General features: G+C 33.8%; 20 protein-coding genes. 6 read left to right on the top strand and 14 right to left on the bottom strand.

The features are described from left to right. Positions 1 to 16: 16 nt before the first annotated feature. Positions 17 to 2221 (bottom strand): DNA helicase RecQ, encoded by a 2205-nt coding sequence (gene recQ / locus BUB95_RS09475; RefSeq protein ID WP_073085858.1) that lies wholly within the window; start codon positions 2219 to 2221, stop codon positions 17 to 19. Positions 2222 to 2317: 96 nt separating this feature from the next. Here recQ and BUB95_RS09470 point away from each other — a divergent pair, with 96 nt between their 5' ends. The 4 genes from BUB95_RS09470 to lptB are packed head-to-tail and all read left to right on the top strand — an operon-like array spanning position 2318 to position 5260. Further along, positions 2318 to 3283, top strand: a complete 966-nt coding sequence (locus BUB95_RS09470) for a KpsF/GutQ family sugar-phosphate isomerase (protein ID WP_234969254.1) — start codon at positions 2318 to 2320, stop codon at positions 3281 to 3283. Then, positions 3283 to 4113, top strand: coding sequence for a twin-arginine translocase subunit TatC (gene tatC / locus BUB95_RS09465; protein ID WP_073085856.1), 831 nt, complete (start codon positions 3283 to 3285; stop codon positions 4111 to 4113). Before BUB95_RS09470 ends, tatC begins: the two co-directional genes overlap by 1 nt. A gap of 2 nt (positions 4114 to 4115) precedes the next feature. Next, positions 4116 to 4466 carry a carboxymuconolactone decarboxylase family protein gene (locus BUB95_RS09460; RefSeq protein WP_073085854.1) on the top strand — a complete coding sequence of 117 codons (351 nt, stop codon included), beginning with the start codon at positions 4116 to 4118 and terminating at the stop codon, positions 4464 to 4466. A gap of 50 nt (positions 4467 to 4516) precedes the next feature. Then, complete coding sequence (gene lptB, locus BUB95_RS09455; RefSeq protein ID WP_073085852.1) at positions 4517 to 5260, top strand: LPS export ABC transporter ATP-binding protein; 744 nt, start codon at positions 4517 to 4519, stop codon at positions 5258 to 5260. A gap of 153 nt (positions 5261 to 5413) precedes the next feature. Here the strand turns inward: lptB and BUB95_RS09450 are convergent, their stop codons facing one another. The 3 genes from BUB95_RS09450 to BUB95_RS09440 are packed head-to-tail and all read right to left on the bottom strand — an operon-like array spanning position 5414 to position 7397. Beyond that, a complete protein-coding gene (locus BUB95_RS09450) occupies positions 5414 to 5839 on the bottom strand; it encodes a hypothetical protein (RefSeq protein ID WP_073085850.1) in 426 nt (141 codons plus the stop codon). Continuing rightward, the gene (locus BUB95_RS09445; RefSeq protein WP_073085848.1) at positions 5829 to 6638 is read right to left on the bottom strand and encodes a TerC family protein; all 810 of its coding nucleotides are present in this window, start codon (positions 6636 to 6638) and stop codon (positions 5829 to 5831) included. The genes BUB95_RS09450 and BUB95_RS09445 overlap by 11 nt, the downstream gene beginning before the upstream one ends. 6 nt (positions 6639 to 6644) lie before the next feature. Beyond that, positions 6645 to 7397, bottom strand: a complete 753-nt coding sequence (locus tag BUB95_RS09440; RefSeq protein WP_073085846.1) for a CDP-alcohol phosphatidyltransferase family protein — start codon at positions 7395 to 7397, stop codon at positions 6645 to 6647. Positions 7398 to 7523: 126 nt separating this feature from the next. On the opposite strand from BUB95_RS09440, the gene BUB95_RS09435 reads away from it, so the two are divergent. Both BUB95_RS09435 and BUB95_RS09430 read left to right on the top strand, forming a co-directional pair. Next, positions 7524 to 8594, top strand: a complete 1071-nt coding sequence (locus BUB95_RS09435) for a putative type IX sorting system protein PorV2 (protein ID WP_073085844.1) — start codon at positions 7524 to 7526, stop codon at positions 8592 to 8594. A gap of 16 nt (positions 8595 to 8610) precedes the next feature. Beyond that, complete coding sequence (locus tag BUB95_RS09430; RefSeq protein WP_073087362.1) at positions 8611 to 9780, top strand: lipoprotein N-acyltransferase Lnb domain-containing protein; 1170 nt, start codon at positions 8611 to 8613, stop codon at positions 9778 to 9780. Here the strand turns inward: BUB95_RS09430 and BUB95_RS09425 are convergent, their stop codons facing one another. The 10 genes from BUB95_RS09425 to BUB95_RS09380 all read right to left on the bottom strand — a co-directional run bounded on the left by BUB95_RS09425 (position 9781) and on the right by BUB95_RS09380 (position 21618). Further along, on the bottom strand, positions 9781 to 11178 hold the full coding sequence (locus BUB95_RS09425) for a sugar transferase (RefSeq protein ID WP_073085842.1): 1398 nt from the start codon (positions 11176 to 11178) through the stop codon (positions 9781 to 9783). Positions 11179 to 11232: 54 nt separating this feature from the next. Beyond that, positions 11233 to 12249, bottom strand: a complete 1017-nt coding sequence (locus BUB95_RS09420; RefSeq protein ID WP_073085840.1) for a glycosyltransferase family 4 protein — start codon at positions 12247 to 12249, stop codon at positions 11233 to 11235. Beyond that, positions 12206 to 13459 (bottom strand): O-antigen ligase family protein, encoded by a 1254-nt coding sequence (locus BUB95_RS09415; RefSeq protein ID WP_083573362.1) that lies wholly within the window; start codon positions 13457 to 13459, stop codon positions 12206 to 12208. The genes BUB95_RS09420 and BUB95_RS09415 overlap by 44 nt, the downstream gene beginning before the upstream one ends. A 124-nt stretch (positions 13460 to 13583) precedes the next feature. After that, a complete protein-coding gene (locus BUB95_RS09410) occupies positions 13584 to 14708 on the bottom strand; it encodes a glycosyltransferase (protein WP_073085836.1) in 1125 nt (374 codons plus the stop codon). After that, complete coding sequence (locus BUB95_RS09405; RefSeq protein ID WP_073085834.1) at positions 14705 to 15811, bottom strand: glycosyltransferase family 4 protein; 1107 nt, start codon at positions 15809 to 15811, stop codon at positions 14705 to 14707. The genes BUB95_RS09410 and BUB95_RS09405 overlap by 4 nt, the downstream gene beginning before the upstream one ends. After that, positions 15811 to 17130 carry a glycosyltransferase family 2 protein gene (locus tag BUB95_RS09400; protein WP_073085833.1) on the bottom strand — a complete coding sequence of 440 codons (1320 nt, stop codon included), beginning with the start codon at positions 17128 to 17130 and terminating at the stop codon, positions 15811 to 15813. Before BUB95_RS09400 ends, BUB95_RS09405 begins: the two co-directional genes overlap by 1 nt. Then, on the bottom strand, positions 17120 to 17974 hold the full coding sequence (locus BUB95_RS09395) for an FkbM family methyltransferase (RefSeq protein ID WP_073085831.1): 855 nt from the start codon (positions 17972 to 17974) through the stop codon (positions 17120 to 17122). Before BUB95_RS09395 ends, BUB95_RS09400 begins: the two co-directional genes overlap by 11 nt. Continuing rightward, entirely contained in the window at positions 17967 to 19136 is a 1170-nt protein-coding gene (locus tag BUB95_RS09390) for a glycosyltransferase family 4 protein (protein WP_073085829.1), read from the bottom strand. The genes BUB95_RS09395 and BUB95_RS09390 overlap by 8 nt, the downstream gene beginning before the upstream one ends. Next, positions 19137 to 20240, bottom strand: a complete 1104-nt coding sequence (locus BUB95_RS09385; RefSeq protein WP_073085827.1) for a glycosyltransferase — start codon at positions 20238 to 20240, stop codon at positions 19137 to 19139. Next, positions 20233 to 21618, bottom strand: coding sequence for an asparagine synthase-related protein (locus BUB95_RS09380; protein WP_073085825.1), 1386 nt, complete (start codon positions 21616 to 21618; stop codon positions 20233 to 20235). The genes BUB95_RS09385 and BUB95_RS09380 overlap by 8 nt, the downstream gene beginning before the upstream one ends. Positions 21619 to 21631 lie beyond the last annotated feature (13 nt).

Raw genomic sequence — 21631 nt, 5'->3', positions numbered from 1 at the left:
CAAACAAATACAACTTCTAATTCGCAACCTCACTAATAAACTTAATACGATACAAGCGGAGTTCTTCGTCATCGTAATCGCCATCAAACTCATCAATAGCAACGTCTATTTTATCGGTTTCAGATTCCATAAAGTAGTCATGGATTTCTTCTTGTTGGTCTTCGTCTAGGATATCGTCTATCCAATACGAGATATCGAGTTTAGTTCCTGAGAAAACTATAGCTTCCATTTCTTTAATAAACTCAGGCATTTCCATGCCTTTTGCAGAGGCAATATCAGATAATGGCAACTTTCTATCTACATTTTGTATAATGTAGAGCTTTATAGCAGAATTACTTCCTGTAGACTTAACAACCATGTCTTCTGGTCGCATAATATCGTTCTCTTCAACATACTCTTTAATTAGGCTAACAAAGTCTTTACCGTATTTTTTGGCTTTACTTTCGCCAACACCATGAACGTTAGAGAGTTCATCAATACTAATCGGATATTTTAAAGCCATATCCTCTAAAGATGGGTCTTGAAAAATCACAAATGGTGGCACACCCAAACGCTTTGCATTAGACTTACGCAGGTCTTTGAGCATTTTCATGAGTTTATCATCGGCAACGCCTGCGCCGTTAGACTTTGCATTGGTGATAATGCTATCGTCTGTAGTTTCATCAAATACATGGTCTTCAGCCATCATAAATGATGTGGGATTCTCTAAGAACTTATCCCCAGCTTCAGTAATTCTTAAAACACCGTAGGTTTCAATATCTTTTTTAAGAAGCTTGGCGACCAATATTTGACGAATTAAAGCCATCCAATGCCTTGCTTCTTTGTCTTTACCAACACCAAAAAAGGCTTGCTGGTCTGTTTTATGTGAAGAAATCAATGCATTAGACTTACCAATAATGACTTGGACTAAATCTTTAGCCTTATACTTTTGGTTGGTCTTTTTTACAACATCTAAAACAACTTTAACGTCGTCTTTGGCTTCTTTTTGTGGTTTAGGGAAACGAACATTATCATCCATATCACCACCTTCGCCAGTTTCATTATCAAACTCTTCACCAAAATAATGAAGAATAAACTTGCGCCGAGATACGGACGTTTCTGCAAATGCTACAACTTCTTGCAGTAAAGCATGCCCAATTTCTTGCTCAGCAACAGGTTTACCTGCCATAAATTTTTCGAGCTTCTCAATATCTTTATAGGCATAATAAGCCAAACAGTGGCCTTCACCTCCATCACGACCCGCACGACCCGTTTCTTGGTAATAACTTTCTATACTCTTTGGAATATCATGATGAATCACAAAACGTACATCTGGTTTATCGATTCCCATACCAAAAGCTATTGTGGCTACAACAACATCCGTATCTTCCATCAAAAACATATCTTGATGTTTTACACGTGTCTTAGCATCTAATCCTGCATGATAGGGAACAGCTTTAATACCATTAACCTGAAGCACTTGGGCGAGTTCTTCAACACGCTTGCGACTTAAACAATAGATGATACCTGATTTACCTTCATTTTGTTTTACAAAACGAATGATATCTGCATCCACATTTTTGGTTTTAGGCCGTACTTCGTAATATAAGTTTGGTCGGTTAAACGACGCTTTAAATGTCACAGCATCTTGTATACCCAAACTTTTTAAAATATCTTCTTGTACTTTCTCTGTAGCGGTCGCTGTTAAACCTACGATTGGGATATTATCTCCAATACGTTTTATAATATGTCTTAAGTTTCTGTATTCTGGTCTAAAATCGTGTCCCCATTCACTTATACAGTGAGCTTCGTCAACAGCCATAAAAGAAATAGTCACAGACCTTAAAAACTCTACATTTTCTTCTTTAGTCAAAGATTCTGGAGCAACATAAAGAAGTTTAGTAACACCATTAGTAATGTCTTCTTTTACACGCTTAACTTCGGTTTTATTTAATGAAGAATTTAGAACATGGGCTATACCATCATTCTCAGACACACCTCTAATGGCATCAACCTGATTTTTCATTAGGGCTATTAAAGGCGATACCACAATTGCGGTGCCTTCTTTAATTAAAGCTGGTAATTGGTAACAGAGCGATTTACCTCCTCCAGTAGGCATAATTACAAACGTATTATTGCCTTCTACAACATTTTTTATAACGTCTTCTTGCAATCCCTTAAATTCCGAAAATCCAAAGTATTTTTTTAGTTCTGCATGCAAGTCAATTTGTGCAACACTCATTAATCCCTATTCCTAATTTTATATTTACCTTTGCGTGAAGTTTAAAGATAATAAAAATCTTTATATCTAACGTATCATTCAAATTACGAAATTATTTTGAACACAAAAGCCTCTATTCTTGATATTGCAAAATCAACAATCACTATGGAAAGTAATGCTATTGCTCACCTTTCCGACTTGCTTACAGATGATTTTGCTAACGCCACTGAGCTGATATACAACTCTAAAGGACGCGTAATTATAACCGGAATTGGTAAGAGTGCTATTATTGCAAATAAGATAGTAGCTACACTTAATTCTACGGGTACACCTGCCATTTTTATGCATGCGGCAGATGCTATTCATGGAGATTTAGGCTTAATTCTTAAAGACGATGTGGTGATTTGTATTTCAAAAAGCGGAAACACGCCAGAAATTAAAGTCTTAGTGCCACTTATTAAGAATGCTAAAAACAAGATGATTGCCATTACAGGTAATACCGATTCGTTTTTGGGACAACAAGCCGATTACGTTCTCAATGCTTATGTTGAACAGGAAGCTTGCCCAAATAATTTAGCACCAACGACAAGTACAACGGCGCAACTAGTTATGGGAGATGCATTGGCGGTTTCCTTATTAAAACTAAGAGGTTTCTCAAGTAAAGATTTTGCAAAATACCACCCAGGCGGCGCTTTAGGAAAGCGTTTGTATTTAAGAGTAAATGACTTATCCTCAGTAAATCAAAAACCACAAGTCTCATTAAATGCAACGCTTAAGGAAGTTATTATAGAAATTTCTGAAAAAATGCTCGGCGTAACTGCTGTTACAGAAGATTCTAAAATTGTGGGCATTATCACAGATGGTGACTTAAGACGAATGCTGAGTAAAAGTGATGAGATTTCTCAATTAACAGCCAAAGATATCATGGGCAGTAGTCCTAAAACCATAGACGAAGATGCCATGGCGGTTGATGCTAAAGAATTGATGGAAGAATATGGAATTTCACAATTACTAGTAGAAAAAGCTGGTAAATATGCAGGCGTGGTTCATTTACATGATTTAATAAAAGAAGGCATTATATAATGGCGAAGAAAAATGTAGATGAAATGTCTTTTCTAGACCATCTTGAAGACTTAAGGTGGCATTTAATTAGAATTACAATTGCTGTGCTATTAGCTGGAATTATAGCTTTTTGCATGCCAGGAATTTTATTTGATGTTATCATTTTTGGTCCAACAGAAATGAGCTTTCCTACTTACGAATGGCTTTGCCAAATGTCTCAAAATATAGGTATAAAAGACACCACATTTTGCGCAGATAGATTTCCATTTGATTTGCAAAACAGAACTGTTGCAGGTCAATTCTCTGCACATATTTGGACGGCCATATATGCCGGTTTTATTATAGCTTTTCCGTATGTTTTGTATCAACTATGGCGATTTATAAGTCCAGGTTTAAAACCTAATGAGCGTAAAACATCTAGAGGCTTTATTGTTATAGCATCATTACTCTTTTTTATTGGTGTCTTATTTGGTTATTACGTAATAACACCATTATCATTCAACTTTTTAGCTAATTATAGTATTAGCGACTTAGTAGTAAATGATTTTGATTTAAATTCGGTTATCGCTGTTGTCAGGTCTTCATCTTTAGCTTCAGGTTTGGTATTCGAATTGCCAATAGTCATCTACTTCTTAACCAAAATAGGTCTAGTCACACCAGAAGTATTAAAAAAGTATAGAAAGTTTGCGTTGGTTATTGTACTAATTATTTCAGCAGTAATTACACCACCAGATATTGCAAGTCAAGTTATTGTGGCAGTTCCTATTCTAATATTATACCAAGTGAGTATTTTTATTTCGCGAATAGTTGTAAGGAATCAAAAACGAAAAGAACAAAAAGCAAAAGCATAAACATGTCAGATATAGTAAAAGAATTTAATGACTATCGTTCTAAAATGAACGATAAGATTTTAGCCGATAACAACAAGATTATCAAACGTATTTTTAATCTAGACACTAACGCTTATCAAGCGGGTGCTTTAGATGTAAAAACTAAAGAACTTTTGGGTCTTGTAGCCTCAGCAGTATTACGTTGTGACGATTGTATTCGTTACCATCTTGAAACGGCTTACAATGAAGGTTTAACTAAAGAAGAAGTTTCTGAAGCTTTAGGGATTGCTACTTTAGTCGGCGGCACCATTGTTATTCCGCATTTAAGACGTGCATACGAATATTGGGAAGCATTAGAAAATCAAAACGATTAAGCTTAGTACGAAAATTGTATTTTTACCGTTCTTGGTTTAGAAATTTGCTTATGAAATTACATGCCGAAAATTTAATGAAGTCCTATAGTGGACGAAAAGTGGTAAAAGATGTCTCTCTTGAGGTTAATCAGGGTGAGATTGTGGGGTTATTAGGACCAAACGGTGCTGGTAAAACCACATCGTTTTACATGATTGTTGGTATTATAAAACCAAACGGCGGTAATATCTATTTAGACGATAAAAACATTACCAAATACCCAATGTACAAACGTGCTCAAAATGGTATTGGTTATTTAGCTCAAGAGGCTTCAGTTTTTAGAAAGTTGAGCATCGAAGATAATATTCTTAGTGTACTACAAATGACGAAACTGAGTAAAAAAGAGCAACATGATAAAATGGAGTCACTTATCGAAGAGTTTGGTTTAGGTCATATCCGTAAATCTCGTGGTGACCTCTTATCTGGAGGCGAGCGTCGTCGTACAGAAATTGCTCGCGCTTTAGCCACTGACCCAAATTTTATTTTACTAGATGAGCCTTTTGCAGGTGTAGACCCTGTAGCGGTAGAAGATATTCAACGAATTGTGGCACAATTGACCAAAAAGAATATTGGTATTTTAATTACCGACCACAACGTACAAGAAACCCTAGCCATTACAGACAGAACTTACCTTATGTTTGAAGGTGGCATCTTAAAAGCAGGAAAGCCAGAAGAACTCGCCGAGGACGAAATGGTACGTAAAGTCTATCTCGGTAAAAACTTTGAGTTACGTAAAAAGAAACTTGATTTCGAATAATAAGAATAATTTATTCTTATACAGATTTGCTAATAAAATCTTTAGATTTTGTAGATTTTTATAAGTTTTCAAGAGTATAGACCGCTTGCTTCTTCTACCCACGTTATTGGTAACTATTAAACCAAAGTAAATAAACTTTAATAGAAACTGGAGCTATTTCCAAGGTTTAGTTTCCCAAATACATTCAAAACAATTTTTTAAACTATCGGGAACCTTTCTATAAAGAAAGAGTTCACTATACTTTGGCTTTTCATAACTATACTTAACAAAATATTTCTTTCCTATATAATTTTTTGAGAGGTCATTATTAATTTTTAAAGCCAGTTCATCTACTATATTATAAGACCCTTTTTGAATTTTTCCATCAATCTGAAAATTATAAGTAAAATAGGGACTAGTTTTATAACCCCAATTGAAATCAATAATCTCTGCAATTGTATAATTGACCTTACTTGTCACAAGACGATTTGCCCTATCTTGCACAGAAGCAAATATATAAATGACAATGATAGTTACAACACAAACAAAGAATAGGTATTTTTTATTTTCCCTATCAAGATGAATACTTTTATGCTTCATTTTGTTCAGCACTTTCTTTCAGTAACTTCTTTTGATATTTACTTTGTACAATATCAACAATAACTAATACCACAATAACAAAATAGAACGTAGTCTTACTCATTGGTACAATTTCATTATCAAAAATCTTAAGATGCGCTAAATGACCACCTTCGGTAACTAGCATAATACCAACAATAAAAAGAATAAATAAACCAAGTACCTCGTACATTCTATTTTTGGCCAAGAAAGTAGAAATACGGTCTGCTAAAAACAGCATCAGCAAACCACTAGCTACAATAGCTATAGCCATAACAATAAAAGCTGTGGTAGAATTTTCAATTTCACTCGTTAAGCCAATAGCTGCCAAAATAGAATCGAAAGAGAACACTAAATTCATAATAACAATGCTGGTAATTACAGCATAAGAAGATTTGGTACCTTTGGATTTGTCTTCAACATCAACATCCAAATCTTTTAAAGAAATCATATGCCAAATTTCTTTTATAGCCGTGTAAATTATAAATCCGCCACCTGCTAAAACAATAATGCTGTGACCATTAAACGCAAACTCTAAAACATCTTCAATCTTACCTGTTAAAAATGAAAAAGGATTTTGAAAATACCCAATTAAAGATACCAACAAAAAGAGTAAAACAATTCGTAAACCAATAGCGATTAATATGCCCACTTTACGCACGCGTTTTCTATCGCTTTCAGGTGCTTTTTTAGACTCAAGAGAGATGTAAAGTAGATTGTCAAATCCTAAAACAGCTTGTAGCATCACAAGCATAAGTAGCGTAAAAATAACTTCAGCCATAGTTAATTATGAAATTGATTGTTGTGTAAATAATGAAACCAAAACGTATAATATGATGATTATAGGAATGGCAATAAAATGAAAAAATAGAATAAGTATCAAGCTCGCTAAAAGAAATGAATATCGTAATGCATTAGCCTTAAAAGCCCATGTTTTAAACTTTAATGCAAACAGTTTTATATTAGAATTAAGTAAATAGCAACTCACCAAGGTTAACCCAATTAAAAACCAAATATTACTAAATAAATAAGATACCGTGATTGAATATTGAAAATGAAGAATCAATGGTAATGATAGTATTAATATAGTATTTGCTGGTGTTGGTAATCCTTTAAAATAGCTTTGCTGGTCTTCGTCTAAATTGAACTTTCCTAAACGATAGGCCGAAGCTAAAGTGATTAAAAAGCCTATTAATGCTATTGGACGAATTTCACCACCAATCCAATTTATAGATTGATTCCAAGAGTCTTCTACTACATAAACATTTCTTCCTCCAAGAGCTTCATTAATTAATCCATACATCACGAGACCAGGAACCACTCCACTAGTCACCATATCTGCCAAAGAATCGAGTTGTATTCCTAAATTGCTCTGCACATTAAGCTTACGCGCTAATAAGCCATCAAAAAAATCGAAGAAAATCCCCAAAAATACAAATAAAGCAGTACCAACATAATCGCCATTAACAGCAAATAAAATAGCAATACAACCAGACATGAGATTGAGACCTGTCACTAAATTAGGGATATGACGTTTCATTTAGTTTGTTAGTTTCTGTAAAAATAGAAAAGTATTGTTAGTTGTCTATAAATTACACACAATAACATGCATTTTTTATAGTTTAATAGAAACAAAATATTGTGCATCTTTGTAAAAAAATTGCTCTTGAAAAATTACTTAGTAATTCTCTTAGTTTGCTTGTCAATATCCACATATGGGCAATCCGCTAGAAAATACTCCAATGAATTTATGAATATTGGTGTAGATGCAGCTGCTCTGGGGATGAGTAATGCAGTAACGTCCCATACGAGCAATGTAAATTCAGGGTATTGGAATCCTGCGGGTTTAGTAAATATTGAAGACAAAGAATTGGCTTTAATGCACTCTAGCTATTTTGCAAACATTGCAAATTACAACTACATAGGCTACGCGATGCCAATTGACGACAGAAGTGCCCTAGGAATTTCTGTGATTCGCTTTGGAGTTGACGATATTTTAGACACCACTCAGCTTATAGACGAACAAGGCAATATTAATTACGATAGAATTAATGTGTTTTCTACAGCAGATTATGGCGTAACATTATCCTATGCCCGTAAACTCCCTATTGATGGGTTGAATTATGGTATTAATGCTAAAGTAATTCGTCGTATTATAGGTGATTTTGCATCAGCTTGGGGTTTTGGTTTTGATGCTGGTATTCAATTTGAAAGTAAAAACGATTGGAAATTTGGTTTTATGGCGCGTGACATTACAACCACATACAACTCATGGAATATTGATGAAGAGGAGTTTGAAAAAATCAGCGGCGCCATTGATGGGCAAAACCAAACCTTACCAGAAAAATCAGAGCTAACTTTACCTAAGTTAGAACTAGGGGTTTCTAAACAATGGACATTTCATTACGACTATACACTATTAGCAGCTTTCAATCTCAATGCTCGATTTGCTGAAACTAACGATATCATTTCCACATCATTTGCTAGTTTCGCACCTGCATTAGGTTTTCAGTTTGGATATACAGATTTGGTATTCCTTCGTGCCGGAGTTGGAAATTTTCAGAATGAATTACAAATCGATAATTCTGAAAACTTAACCTTTCAGCCTAATTTTGGAGTAGGATTTAAATATAAGGGTATTGAAATCGACTATGCATTTACCGATATTGGTGACCAAAGTGCGGCATTATATTCTAATGTGTTTTCGGTAAAAATAGATTTCAGTATTTTTAGATAGAATTATTGACATGCAGATGCTACGACAACTATCTATTTTTTCACTCTTTGTTTTTTTTAATCTTAGTTTTTCACAACAATTACAGTTATCTCCTCAAGCTGAGATTTCAGTTTTAACTATAGACCAAGGTGATAATCTTAATGATGCTTTTGGCCACAACGCGTTTAGAATTAAAGACAGAACCCTTGGACTTGATGTTGTATACGATTATGGTAGATATGATTTTGACACCCCGAATTTCTATTTAAAATTTGCGCAAGGAAAACTCAACTACCTCATTGGAAAACGTAATTTTTCTGATTTTTTTCAAGTATATCGCTATTATGATAGAACTATTGATGAGCAAAAATTAAATCTTTCAACAACTCAAAAACAAAAATTACACAATTACCTCATCAACAATCATAAACCCGAAAACAGAAGATATCTTTACGACTTCTTTTATGACAATTGTGCTACCAAAATAAGGGATGTTTTAAACACAGCTACTAACGGAAGCATTAATTATTCTGAATTGCAGGGGAATGAAAACAAAACGTTTCGTGATTTAATCCACGAACATGTGGGACATAACACATGGGGAAGTTTTGGGATTGATATTGCTCTTGGCTCATTAACAGACAGAGTTGCAAATAAAGAAGAACAGATGTTTCTGCCACGCTATATTTACAAACATTTTGAAGCCGCTAAAATAAACTCTAATCCTCTTGTAAAAAGTACAATTACAATTTATAAATCTAAGCAGGATATAGGCTATAAAGCTTCAACTTTATTTAATCCTCTAGTGATTATGCTAATCTTAGCATTTATAATCATTTTTATAACATATAAGGATTATAAAAAGCTAAATAGAAGTAAATGGCTAGACATTGTACTATTCGCCATCACTGGTATTGCTGGCATGGTATTACTATTCCTCTGGTTTGGCACAGACCATACGGTGACGGGCTATAATTACAATCTCCTTTGGGCTTTTCCAATAAATCTATTTGTCATAGGTCAATTGTTATCTAAACAAATTAAAAACTGGTTTAGAGGCTATCTTAAATTCTTGTTAGTAATGCTTTGCTTAATGTCTTTGCATTGGACGATTGGTGTACAAGTATTTGCATTAGCATTTTTACCAATACTAGTAGCTTTGATTATAAGATATGTGTATTTACTAAAATACTATAAAACAGCTTAGCTACTGCCCTCTGTAATACAAAACTGTACTCAGTGTTTTTAGAAGAATGTTTAAGTCTAGAAATGGACTTCTATGCTTTATATAATACAAATCGTACTGTAATTTGGTAAGACTTTCTTCCACAGAACCTCCGTAACGCGAATTGACTTGTGCCCATCCTGTCAATCCTGGCTTAATGATATGTCTAGTCTCGTAAAATGGTATAGAGCGTGACAATTCCGCAACAAAAAATGGACGCTCTGGCCTAGGACCAATAATACTCATTTCGCCTTTTAATACATTAATAAATTGTGGAATTTCATCTATTCTAGAACGTCTTAAAAACTTACCGAACGTTGTAACTCTAGCATCATTTTTAGTCGCCCATTGGGCTCTTCCTTCTTCAGCATCTGTCACCATGGTTCTGAATTTGTATATAGTGAACAGTGTACTATTTCTACCTATACGCTCTTGTGTGTAAAAAAGAGGACCTTTATTCCCGAACAAATTCCCTAAATAAACGAAAGGAATAATTAAAATCATAAACAAAAGACCAAAAAACGAAAATAAGATATCAAACGTACGTTGAAAAAAACGATACAGTTTATTCTCGTTATTACGACTAAACGGAAAATATTTATAGAAATCTTTACCAACATATTGTATAGGAACTTTATTGGTAACTTCCTCATAAACTTGGGTATATTCTCTAATTTTAAAACCACGCTCTAACAAAAGCATTAACTCATGATACAAATCTGAAGTAATATTTTCGGCATTATTGGCTGCAACTATAATCTCAGAAATTTGTTCATCAATAATCACATTAGACAGATGCGTAGTGGTGTATTCTTTTAAACGTTTATATTTGATGGATTCGGTTTCAGAATTAGCCTCGCTATTGATAAATCCAATAAATTTATAATTAGAATCCGCCTTTGTTAGTGTAGTAACAACATTATCTATATTAGATAAATCACCTACCAGTAATACATTCTTGTAAAAACGAGGAGAAGCAATAAGAGTATTATATAGCACTCGCCATAAAAACACAAATGCTATTAGAGCGACATAAAAATAGATAATTTGTAGACGTGCTTCTGGTAAAAAAGGAGTAATAATTGGTGTTAGTAGATAAAAGAGAACTACTGTAGACATGCAAAGAACTATATTCTTAAAACTCACATCTAATTTGCTTGCTTGTTGCAAATCATAGAGCTCAAATATGGTACCGAATATTGTAATATAAACGACTAAAACGAGTAAGGGCACAGTATTCTCAAAAGAAATACTTAAGTACTCAAAACCAAAATAGTTAGAGAGTACAAAAATTCCAAAAAATGCCATGAGTAAATCTACGATACGTAAAAGCACTTTACGCTCAGAGATTTCAAAATGTATAGCGTTATTCTGTTTCATTAAGGGGATTTAATGATGTCGTAAAGATAATGGACTAGAGCAAAAAACAAATTATTAATCAAACTTTAAAACGGAATGCCATTGTTTTTTTACTGTATTCCAGTCAAAGCTTTCAGCCTTACGTCGAGCGTTTATAGTCAACTCATTCCTTAGACTTTCATTTTCAAAAATTCTAACAATATCCTCTGACATTCCTTCAACATCACCTTTTTTTACCAATAACCCGTCACTAACATCTTCGATTAAAAACGGTATTCCTCCTACACTTGTTGATACAATTGGGAAACCTAGAGCCATAGCCTCGATAATACTTACAGGCATATTATCAAAATTAGTGGTATTTATAAATATATTATATTGTTCTGAAAGCTTATGCCATTCTTTTTTATCTAATTTCCCAGTAAATTTTACATCTACACCGAGCTTTTTTGCAAGTGCTTTTACTGTCTCTAAGCTTCCATCTGAATCTGGTCCAACCATACACAAATCTGCTTTGAATCCATTATCTAAAAGTGCTTTTAGAACTTGAATAGCCATTTCAGGATTATATATTTTAGAGAATGAGCGTACCCAAAGAAGCCTAATGCTCTTGTAATTTTTTGATTTAACTGAATAATTCTCAATTTGAATAGCGTTTGGAATAAATTGAATATTCTCGTAACCAAATTCTTCGAACTTTGATTTTAAATACAACGAAGGAGAGATATTCGTCTTAGCATTCTCAAAAACTAATCTAGATTTTTTAGGACTTCTTTGAAGTCTACTCGGTAAATCGCCGCCATGTAAAATAGGAAAATAGGGTATAGAAAAAATACGACAAACTTGACTACATATTAGAGCAAAATAAAAATTCTGAGTGCTGTATGTATCTATCAGAACTGCATCCGTCCATTGTGAATATCTAATACAATACCAAACCATTTCTATAAGACGTAACAACTTATACGAGTAAGATGAAGCGTACTTTAAGTTGTAGCCTTCAGACTCTAGCTTTTCACCCAATATTTGGATGGAAGACACATTAGTTTTAGCTGTGTTTAAGTTGTTTCCTATGTATAGGAGGTTTTTCATAAGTTACATTTAATAAAGCTAAAGCATAAAGTACCGCTGGTGCCGCTATTCGAATTCCAGAGTGGTTAATAGTTGCAAACCAAAAAGCCAAAAAGGAAAAGAAAAAGATATTACGCCGATTATTAGCTCTATAGACTAAAGGTTTAAAAACCAAGATAAATATGCAAATGATACCCAGTAACCCATGCTCAGACAAAAGACGACCAAGTTCGTTATGCGAAGGGAGTTGCTGTCCTGTCTCTTGTACACGTTTATTCTTTACTCTTGATGCACCAATACCCAAAAATGGACTTTCTAAAAACCCATCTACTTCTTGTAAAAACAATTGTAAACGACCAGTCGTTAAATCATTTTTCTCTCTTCCTAGAGCATCTTGATTGGCATAGCGCTTGTCTATTAAACCTCTAGTTTGATTGGAACTTACAACCCACGTAACTCCTAATATACTAACTAACAAAAATATGGACCCAAACAAAGGAATCAATCGCTTAACCTTTAACCTTAAAACTACAGTGCCAAAAAACGCTGCAACGACTAATGCTGCTGCTAAAACTCCTCCTCTACTGAATGTAACTATAGCTCTGAATGTCATAGCCGCCAATAAAACAAGATTTAAAATCTTTAAAAAAATGTTAGGTGATTTTAAAACTAACCTTACTACCACACAAAATATCCCTAAACCTAAGATTGTAGATACCTGATTAGGCCCGAAACCACCAGATAATGCAGCATTAGAAGCTGTTCCACTTAATCTATCTTTTATTGAGGGCGTATATAAAAACAAATATGTTGTTGTGGAGATGATGGGGAGTAAAATATATAAAACAAGTTTATGTAATTGCTGATACGTTACTTTCCTATCATAACAAAACAAGGCTGCTAAACCTAAACAAACTGGTCCACTTAATACAAAAGTAATATTTGACCTAAACTTAGCATCTAGTGTAAGGGTTACAGAAGCAACAACTATTGCAGGCACAAGCAAAACTAGATAGATAAAGTATGCATATCCTTTTCCTGAAACACCTTTGTAAAACATGCCTATAAGTACAAAAACGATAACCAAATATTTTGAAGCTTCATAAGCTAAGCCTCCTTTGGTCATACGAAATAATATTTCAACACCTGTAAAGTAAGCACAAGCCAATAGCACATTCATGGTCAACTGCTTGGAGGTAGACATCACAATACGATACAAAAAATATCCCATAATTATGAGGAAAAATAGTTTTGCAAAGGGCTTAAATATAAAGAATACCAAACCTAAACCTATATGTAATAATACAAGTTGAATGTAAGAATCGGTTTGTAAGAATCGTGCTCTCAATCTAGCTTCAAGATAAGATTTCTGTTAGTATTCTATGGGTATAATGCTTAAAAGTAAATTTCTCTACATAATTATTATTATCGATTAACTTTTTATAATCAACATTATTAAGACTAAAAATTTTATCAAGTTCTCCTTTAAGGCCTTCACTCGAAACAGATGCAATTATAAATCCATTTTTCTCATGTTCTACATACTGAGCAATCGCAGAAACTGAAGAAACTACTGGAATACACGCAAAATTAGCAGCCTCAGCAATAACCTTTGGAAATCCTTCAGAAGCACTAGTAGGCATTAGGAAGAATTGACTGGTTTTGTAAATTTCAAAAACAGCCTCTCTATCCATATAACCATGAAATATAAAGCTTATACCAGAGTCTTTTGCTCTCGATTCAAATTCAAGTTTTTCTTTTCCGTCTCCAACCAAATGCACATGACCAACTCTAGCTTTTTGTACTTCGCTTAACGTTTTAAAAGCATTAATAATACGTCCAACTCCTTTGGGAGTTTCTAGTCGACCAACGAAGCAAAAATTAAGCTTCTCAGTGAGTTGTTTTTGATTTATAGTTTCTGAACCTTCATTTAGATCAGCTTCGGTCAAACAAGGGTTTTCAAATGTTAAGCAATGCTTAGTTTGATTATCCCATCTCCCATTTATGGTCACAAATCGTGATTGCTTTTTAAGCATCCAACGTTGTAACCTATAACCAAATGGTGGACGTTCTTGGTTCCAATTCCCGGCATATTTAAACCAGCCTTTTTTCTTTGAAAACCATGACAAATATGGAATTAAAAATACGCCTATCCCAGTTGGTGTTCTTAATTGAAACGCATCAGCATCTTTCAATGCTTTTCGCACAATAGAGATAACCTTCGGAAGGTGAAGTATTAACTTTAGTTTACTCCAAACCGATGTACCTCCTAAAGCAGGTAAGGCAACAAACATAACATTAGGTTCAGAATAGTTTAAAACACTTTTAGGTGCTTTGGTGTCATGAAGCATGGCCACATGAGTAATTGATGTAAAATAGGGTGCTAAATGATTAATTTCATTCACAGTAGGACTCCATCCAACAATATCGCCATCAGAAGTTTTATAATGCTCAGTATGTGATATAATGACTAGTTTCATGCTTCAATATAATCTACATACTGTTTTATAACATGACTCCATTGATGTTGCTCCGCCCAAAGCTTTGCTTGCTCAGTATAATGGGTTTTATTATTCAAAATACTGCCAATAGCATTTATAAAAGCTGATGTGTCTTCTCTATCAACTAAAAGACCTGAATTTTTATCTAAAATAGCATCTTCAATACCACAACTTTTAGACCCAATGGTTGGCAATCCAAAATGATTGGCTTCGATTAAAGCAATTCCAAAGCCTTCTACATCTCCTGTTTCTGTATTTTGACTTAGCATCACGCAAATATCTGAGTTTTCATAAAATTGGTTTAGTTGCCCATGTGACAAATGCCCGTGAAAAGTCACATGTTTTGAGACATCAAGTGATTTAGCTAAAGTCAATAGATATTCAGCTTCAGTTTTAAATCCCACACAGTGGTAATGAACGTTTGGATAAATTTCCTTGAGTTTTGGTAAATGCCTTATAACATTGGCCTGCCCTTTTCTTTTAGTAACATTACCAACGGTTAGCAGTTTTGGATTTCCCTCTATTTGAATCTCACTATCAATATATGAGTCAGATTCTGAAGGCGAATATCCGTTTGGAATAACCTTAACCTGCTTAAGATCTAAATCACCAACTAAAGATTTTGTGAAATTTGAAACTGCAATGACTTTATCAAAGCGTTTTAATGACCAATTGATAGATTTCCGCAATCTGCTATTTGAAAAATTAACTTCTGTACCGTGTATGACAGCAATTAACTCTACTGATATAAAAGGCTTTAAAATAGCACCTATCCAAAGTGGAAACTTTCCTGAGCATATAAGTTTATCGGCTGATTTGGACAACTTATAACAGTTCCAAATTCGCTTTAAATACATTAAAAACCGAGGAGATGTTATGGCTACGCGATGAATCTTACTTTTTAGTTGTGAATCGAATTCTTTTTCATTACGCGATGTATCACGCTGGTCAGCAATTACAGAAACCTGATAGCCTAAGTCCGATAAATATTCCGCAAAATTATAGGCGTGATTGCCTATACCGCCAGGTAAAGGTGGAAACTCAGAAGTTAAAAGAACAATATGTTTGCTTGTCTCAGACACTAGAGCATTTCAATTTTTGGCCCTTCTTTTAATTTTTTAGATGACAATCGCCATGATTTTATAATTTGAAAAAGGATTAATGGAAATAAAACTAAAGCAATTAAACCACTTAAAACCAACATTGGTTTATTGCTTTTGTACTGATAAGGCACAACTGAAATAGGAACTGTTCTTAAAACGGATAATAAACTTCGTTTATCACCAAAATAACGCCGATAAAAATAGAGTACGCTTGGTATTGGTCTTGGTTGAAACAGGTTTTTAGTTCTAAAAGCATCCCAACTTCCCATATCTCGTAAACCTCCAGAACCAACCTTTAAATGCAAGCGCTTAGCATGTGGATTTGATACATTCTTATAACCATTTAAAAAAGCGCGCAAACCAAACTCGCCATCACCCATACGCTGTTTCTCAAACTGTCTATCAAAAAGACCAATCTTAGTAAAAATAGATTTCTTTAAAAGTACATTCCCAGTGTCTAATTGGTCACTTATTTTAAAATAGCTATAATGCGCTGGAATTTTATCGCCGACTTTAGAAATCGAAACACCAGAAGAAATGTCTGCATTAAAAAAATCTAGTGCCTTTAAGTGTTCAGAAATCCAATTCGGTTCTACTCTACTATCATCATCAAACAATAAGATATAATCGCCTTTGGATTGTTTTATAGCTGTATTACGCGCTAACCATAAAGCCTTTTCTTGTTGATATTCGACTCTTAAATTTAAATCATAGTTGTTATAGAAGTCTTTTTCAAATGGCTCCGACTGGTCAACGACTATGACTTCAAAATTACTGTAATCTTGAACTTCCAAATCTTTTAGAACATCCTTAAGGTATGGGTAGCGATTGAGAGTTGGGATAATAACAGAAACCAAAGGCTGCGTTTTTAAAAACTGACTTTGATAGTGTTCGTATTCAGTATAATCGAATGTTTCCGAACCAGATAAATAACGAGTTATCTGTCTGCTTTTAAAAAATCCTGAAAGTTCTTCAATTGGATTTTTAAGACTCAAAAGCCGTAGTAATAAAACATAATACACCCAAGCTTTACTAAAATATTTTCTCGAAAACACATAATTATCAAAAACAGATAAGACTTCAACTTCTTTAATAGTGTCTGAATAATTTATATACCCATTTAATAAGGCACGCCAAGATTGGTCATAGGTTTTTGCTGTCTCGGATTGATACCTATTATCTCTCGGAAAATTGGAGTTAATAGTCGCATCAACTTTTGGAAACACAAAATTCCCATTTTGGATTTTTAATCCAAAATAGTGCGTGGGTTGCAAATATTTTCGAAATCTAAACAACATTTTTGTCTAGTTTTTTTGGCACACAGAAAATGTTTAGAGGCAAAGTCTGAGAATCTTGATATAAGTCTAGCTTCATGTTATAAATGAAATAATCTAGAGCTCTAAAATGGTTTACTATGCGTTGGTCGTTATTGGTTTCTACTATTATAATTGCAGTATTCTCTTTTAAAATATGTTCAGCACCTTTTAAAATATCTAGCTCTATACCGTCTACATCAATTTTTAGTAAATCGACTTGCGCGATATCATGATGTTTCACGAAATCATCGAGCTTTACCATGTCTACATCATAAGCCTCAATAGCAGCTGACATGTCCTCGGTGTTAGACGAGAAGGCACTTGCATTTAAATGCACAACTCCTTTTTTGGAGCCTACAGCAAGATTATAAACTTCAAAATTCTGAGAAAATTTAGTATTCGCTTCGATGGTTTTTTCGATAGTTTGAAATAAATTTCTATTAGGCTCAAAAGCTAAAACTTTTCCATTAGCTGCAACAGAGTCAGCCCAAACAGCCCCCAAATACCCAAAATTTGAACCCACATCTAAGACCGTTAAATCATTTCTATTGGTTTTAAACTTATTGATTAACTCAAAACTATTTCTTAGTAGCGTATTTTCAACACCTAATTCTTTGGCTTTTGAAGCGATTTTTATTGAAGCTACAAAATTGAAATTCACATGATGCTCACCATAACGATGATTAACTAAGACTTTGGCTATTTTAAATCCTTTTGGTGTGTATAATAGCATTTTCCTCAAGTCTTTTAAAGCCTGAGATTGCCCTATCTTCTGTTTTAAATTTTCAGGAACTAAACTGTATATTTTAACTAAGAGTCTATTCATAAAAATTTATAAATGCTTGTATTTGATTATCGATAGTAAAATCTTTTAAAACACGAGTTCTAGCAGCTTTTTTAATTGGGGATAAATCTAGTTCATCCATACTTAAAACCCTAAATATAGATTCAGCTAATGCATTGGCATCTCTTTTTTTCACTAGGAAACCAGTTGTATTATCAATAATATTTTCTGGCAATCCGCCACCATCTGAAACAACACATAAACAACCCATAGCTTGCGCTTCTAAAACCGCATTGCAAAAGCCTTCAGTATGACTGTATTGCAAATAGATATCCGTGTTTTTTAAATGTTCTAATGTGGTTTGATGCGATAATTTTCCTAAAAAGGAAACTTCATTTTCTAAATTTAATTCATGCACAGCATAACGTAAGGATTCATATTCTGAACCTTCACCAATTATAGTATAATTAAACTTCACTCCTTTTTGTTTCAATAGTTGTAAAGCTTCGAGCGTGTAATCCAAGCCTTTAATCCAATGTAATCTTGCTATAGTCGTTATATTTAACGACTTGGATTCTGAGAATTGTTTTTCATTTTTTCCTTTAAAAAAATAAGGACTAATAGCAGGATAAATTATAGCTGATGCAACGGAGTCTGGTAATCCAAGTTCTTGTGCCTTACTTAACATATAATTAGAAATCGCATGAACCTTATCAACTCTTTTCCATACTAAATCATACACTTTTTCATGCTTTAAAGGATAAACATCCATATCATAACCTCTGCAACTTATTGCCATTTTTGCATCAATACTTTTAGCCACATGTTCACTTCCTAAGGCTAGCGTGGCAAACCCAAAATGCAACCAATCTACATTAGCCTTTAGCAAATGAGCATTTTTATAACAATTTTTGAGAGTATCAGTAATACTTCTACCCGATGATTTTTCGAGTTTAATAAATTTTAAAATACGCTTTAGATAAAATACCAAACTTAATAATACAAATCCTGTACTCAATACTTGCAGTATTGGATTCTTAAAGACTCTCGGCGCATTGTAAACTTTACAGTTCTTATATTCCTCGGTATTTTCTCTAACGTATAAAGTAACATCATACCCGTGCTCTAGTAGCCCTTTTATTTTTGAGTTGAAAAAGGTCTCAGAATAAGACGGTGGTTTAGAAAGTACGATGCCTAACTTCATTTAGTTTCTATACAGATTTAAATATAAGGTTTCGTGTAATTCAATACTCTTTTCAATCGTGTAATTATTAGAAGCAAATTCAAACATCTCCTTAGCTAGCTTCTCTCTTTGACTGACTTCCATTTGCATTACCATCTCTAACTTACGTTTTAAATCTTCAACAGAATTTGGTTGAAACAAACAATCTTGAAATAGTTGTAAAATATCTTTTATTCCTGAAATTTTAGACCCAAGAACCACACGGCCAGATAACATAGCCTCGATAGGCGCAATAGGTTGTCCTTCCTTACGTCCTTCATCTTTAGTTGGTATTACGAATACATCCGCCAATGCCAAATACGATTTTATATTTTGCCTTTTCCCAGTAAATATAACTTGATTTGATTCGTATTCTTTTCTGAGGTTTTTAGCATAATCTGAAGTATCATCTCCTACTATAAAAATCTTTAGTTTAGAGTTATTGATTTGTTTCGCGGCTTTTAGTAAAATTTCTATCCCTTTTACGGCTACTAAATTAGCGATACTTACAACTACAAAATCATCTTTATCTACTTTATAACCATCCTCGTTGGAATAGATTTTATCTAAAATACCAAAATCTCTGACATTAAGACCTATAGGAATAGCCTCAACCTTATCGTCCATATTAGAAAAAAACTGTGACTTCATATCCGAATTTATAGTCACAATTTTAGTGCTCAATTGAGAACGCCAACGCCAAGCCTTGTTTCCCCAACCCATTGCTTTTTTGGTATATACATAAGGTACGCCAGCAAATTTTGCGGCTAGAGACTCAGTAAAATCAGATTTCCAATGCCAGGAATGAATAATATCAAATCGCTGCTTCTTAAAGAATTTACGAATCTTAAGAACTCTAAACGGTAAACTCACTAACGGTTTGTATTCTGTAGCAAAGGGAAATATATGGATAGGCACACCTAAACTTTCAATAGTTTTAAAATAAGCGCCTTTTGTGTGCATACAACAAATATGCGGTTCAAATTTGGTTTTGTCGATATGCTTCACCAAATCATATACTACTTTACCGCTGCCAGCCGTATCAAAATTAGGAATGGTGTATAGTAGTTTAATGCGCTTAGCCATTGTTCTGTGTTTGATTAAATTTTGCTAAAACCAATAGCATATTTAGGGCATGTGCATTTTGTAATGCGTTTTTATTATAAAATTTATCTATATAAGTTGAAATGATTCCTTCTGGAATGAAGTCTGATAACTTAGATTCATTTAGTACATTTTCTAATTGTTTTCTGTTGTCTTCACCCAAAAACTGAAGCTCCCAATTACGTTGATTATAAGGATTACCAGAAATTTGTTTCGCTTCACGTTTCAGTTTATTTAAAACTTTATAGCTAAATGTTTTTATCGCTGTTGGCTTGTTGAAATCATATAAATTATATGGGCGCTTATCTTGCCAAGTCAACTCCGCCAATTTTGGATTTCTCCTTTTTATGTAAGCGATTTGAAGTTGTCTATCTTTCAAATAATCTTCAGGAACTGTACAAATAAACTCGCACATACGATTATCGTAATAGGGTAAAGTTATGGGTTTATAATGTTCAAAAACAGACAAATTCACTGAGGTCCATCGTGGTGCCCAATATTTAGATTTAAAAGCACGGAGTCGTGCATTGGTATCTTCAATTTTAATAGTATTTAAGGCTGAAGATATTCGATTGAAAAAGTAGGATTTAAAGTCACCTTCTAATCCCCAAGTTTGCCATAATCTTGAAGCAAATTCTAGCCCACCACGTTTTAGTAATTTATTGCTCAAAAATTCAACTTGGGCCTCATGAGACATGGTCTCACAATTATAGCTATCAAACAAAACATCGCCCCAATGCCCTAAGGAAAATACGTCTCCCATCGATGCAAATTCATCAGCTATGGCCATTTGCCTGGGACTTGTAAAATCCGAACAACATCCATTCAATTTAGCTAAGTCAACTAGCTTCTTCCATAAATAGCCCTTTTTAATCTTAAAAGATTGAAAGTCAAAACCACAAACAGCAGCAATTTGTTTCGCTATTTTAGTTTCAGAATAGCCATTTTCAAACTCGTAGCTATAGGATGACACTTCAGCACCTATATGTTTTAAAGCTACCGCTTGCGTACGACTATCTAATCCTCCTGACAAGGGTAAAATAACGCGTCTACCTTTTGTTCGTTCCATTATTATGGTTTCAAAAAGTGAAGTGAATTCCTCTAGAGCTTGATTAAAAGATATAGTCCTAGGTGAATAGTGCCAATTAAAATACGGTTTGGAAGTTAGTAATTTATGATGATTATCTAACTCGTGAAATGCTGCTGGAGAAAGTATTTTCTTATGCGTCCAATACGTATCTTCTTCTAAGAAAAATCCAATAGCTGCAAAAACACAAATCGCTTTAAAGTCTAATTCGCCTTTAGTTTCTACGAAGACTTCGATGGGACTTGACGGAATGATTGGGTTAGTGATTTTCATATAAAAACAACTG

It is taken from the genome of Winogradskyella jejuensis (genome assembly GCF_900129745.1).
Taxonomy (GTDB): Bacteria; Bacteroidota; Bacteroidia; order Flavobacteriales; family Flavobacteriaceae; genus Winogradskyella; species Winogradskyella jejuensis.
The sequence above is the reverse complement of the archived record's forward strand: the minus strand, read 5'-3'. Positions and strand labels throughout refer to the sequence as shown.

What these genes read in the sequence shown, in the direction of transcription:
- recQ (WP_073085858.1), bottom strand. Translation starts at nt 2,221, where the DNA reads ATGAGTGTTGCACAAATTGACTTGCATGCAGAACTAAAAAAATACTTT.
- tatC (WP_073085856.1), top strand. Translation starts at nt 3,283, where the DNA reads ATGGCGAAGAAAAATGTAGATGAAATGTCTTTTCTAGACCATCTTGAA.
- BUB95_RS09460 (WP_073085854.1), top strand. Translation starts at nt 4,116, where the DNA reads ATGTCAGATATAGTAAAAGAATTTAATGACTATCGTTCTAAAATGAAC.
- lptB (WP_073085852.1), top strand. Translation starts at nt 4,517, where the DNA reads ATGAAATTACATGCCGAAAATTTAATGAAGTCCTATAGTGGACGAAAA.
- BUB95_RS09450 (WP_073085850.1), bottom strand. Translation starts at nt 5,839, where the DNA reads ATGAAGCATAAAAGTATTCATCTTGATAGGGAAAATAAAAAATACCTA.
- BUB95_RS09445 (WP_073085848.1), bottom strand. Translation starts at nt 6,638, where the DNA reads ATGGCTGAAGTTATTTTTACGCTACTTATGCTTGTGATGCTACAAGCT.
- BUB95_RS09440 (WP_073085846.1), bottom strand. Translation starts at nt 7,397, where the DNA reads ATGAAACGTCATATCCCTAATTTAGTGACAGGTCTCAATCTCATGTCT.
- BUB95_RS09430 (WP_073087362.1), top strand. Translation starts at nt 8,611, where the DNA reads ATGCTACGACAACTATCTATTTTTTCACTCTTTGTTTTTTTTAATCTT.
- BUB95_RS09425 (WP_073085842.1), bottom strand. Translation starts at nt 11,178, where the DNA reads ATGAAACAGAATAACGCTATACATTTTGAAATCTCTGAGCGTAAAGTG.
- BUB95_RS09420 (WP_073085840.1), bottom strand. Translation starts at nt 12,249, where the DNA reads ATGAAAAACCTCCTATACATAGGAAACAACTTAAACACAGCTAAAACT.
- BUB95_RS09415 (WP_083573362.1), bottom strand. Translation starts at nt 13,459, where the DNA reads ATGGGATATTTTTTGTATCGTATTGTGATGTCTACCTCCAAGCAGTTG.
- BUB95_RS09410 (WP_073085836.1), bottom strand. Translation starts at nt 14,708, where the DNA reads ATGAAACTAGTCATTATATCACATACTGAGCATTATAAAACTTCTGAT.
- BUB95_RS09400 (WP_073085833.1), bottom strand. Translation starts at nt 17,130, where the DNA reads ATGTTGTTTAGATTTCGAAAATATTTGCAACCCACGCACTATTTTGGA.
- BUB95_RS09395 (WP_073085831.1), bottom strand. Translation starts at nt 17,974, where the DNA reads ATGAATAGACTCTTAGTTAAAATATACAGTTTAGTTCCTGAAAATTTA.
- BUB95_RS09390 (WP_073085829.1), bottom strand. Translation starts at nt 19,136, where the DNA reads ATGAAGTTAGGCATCGTACTTTCTAAACCACCGTCTTATTCTGAGACC.
- BUB95_RS09385 (WP_073085827.1), bottom strand. Translation starts at nt 20,240, where the DNA reads ATGGCTAAGCGCATTAAACTACTATACACCATTCCTAATTTTGATACG.
- BUB95_RS09380 (WP_073085825.1), bottom strand. Translation starts at nt 21,618, where the DNA reads ATGAAAATCACTAACCCAATCATTCCGTCAAGTCCCATCGAAGTCTTC.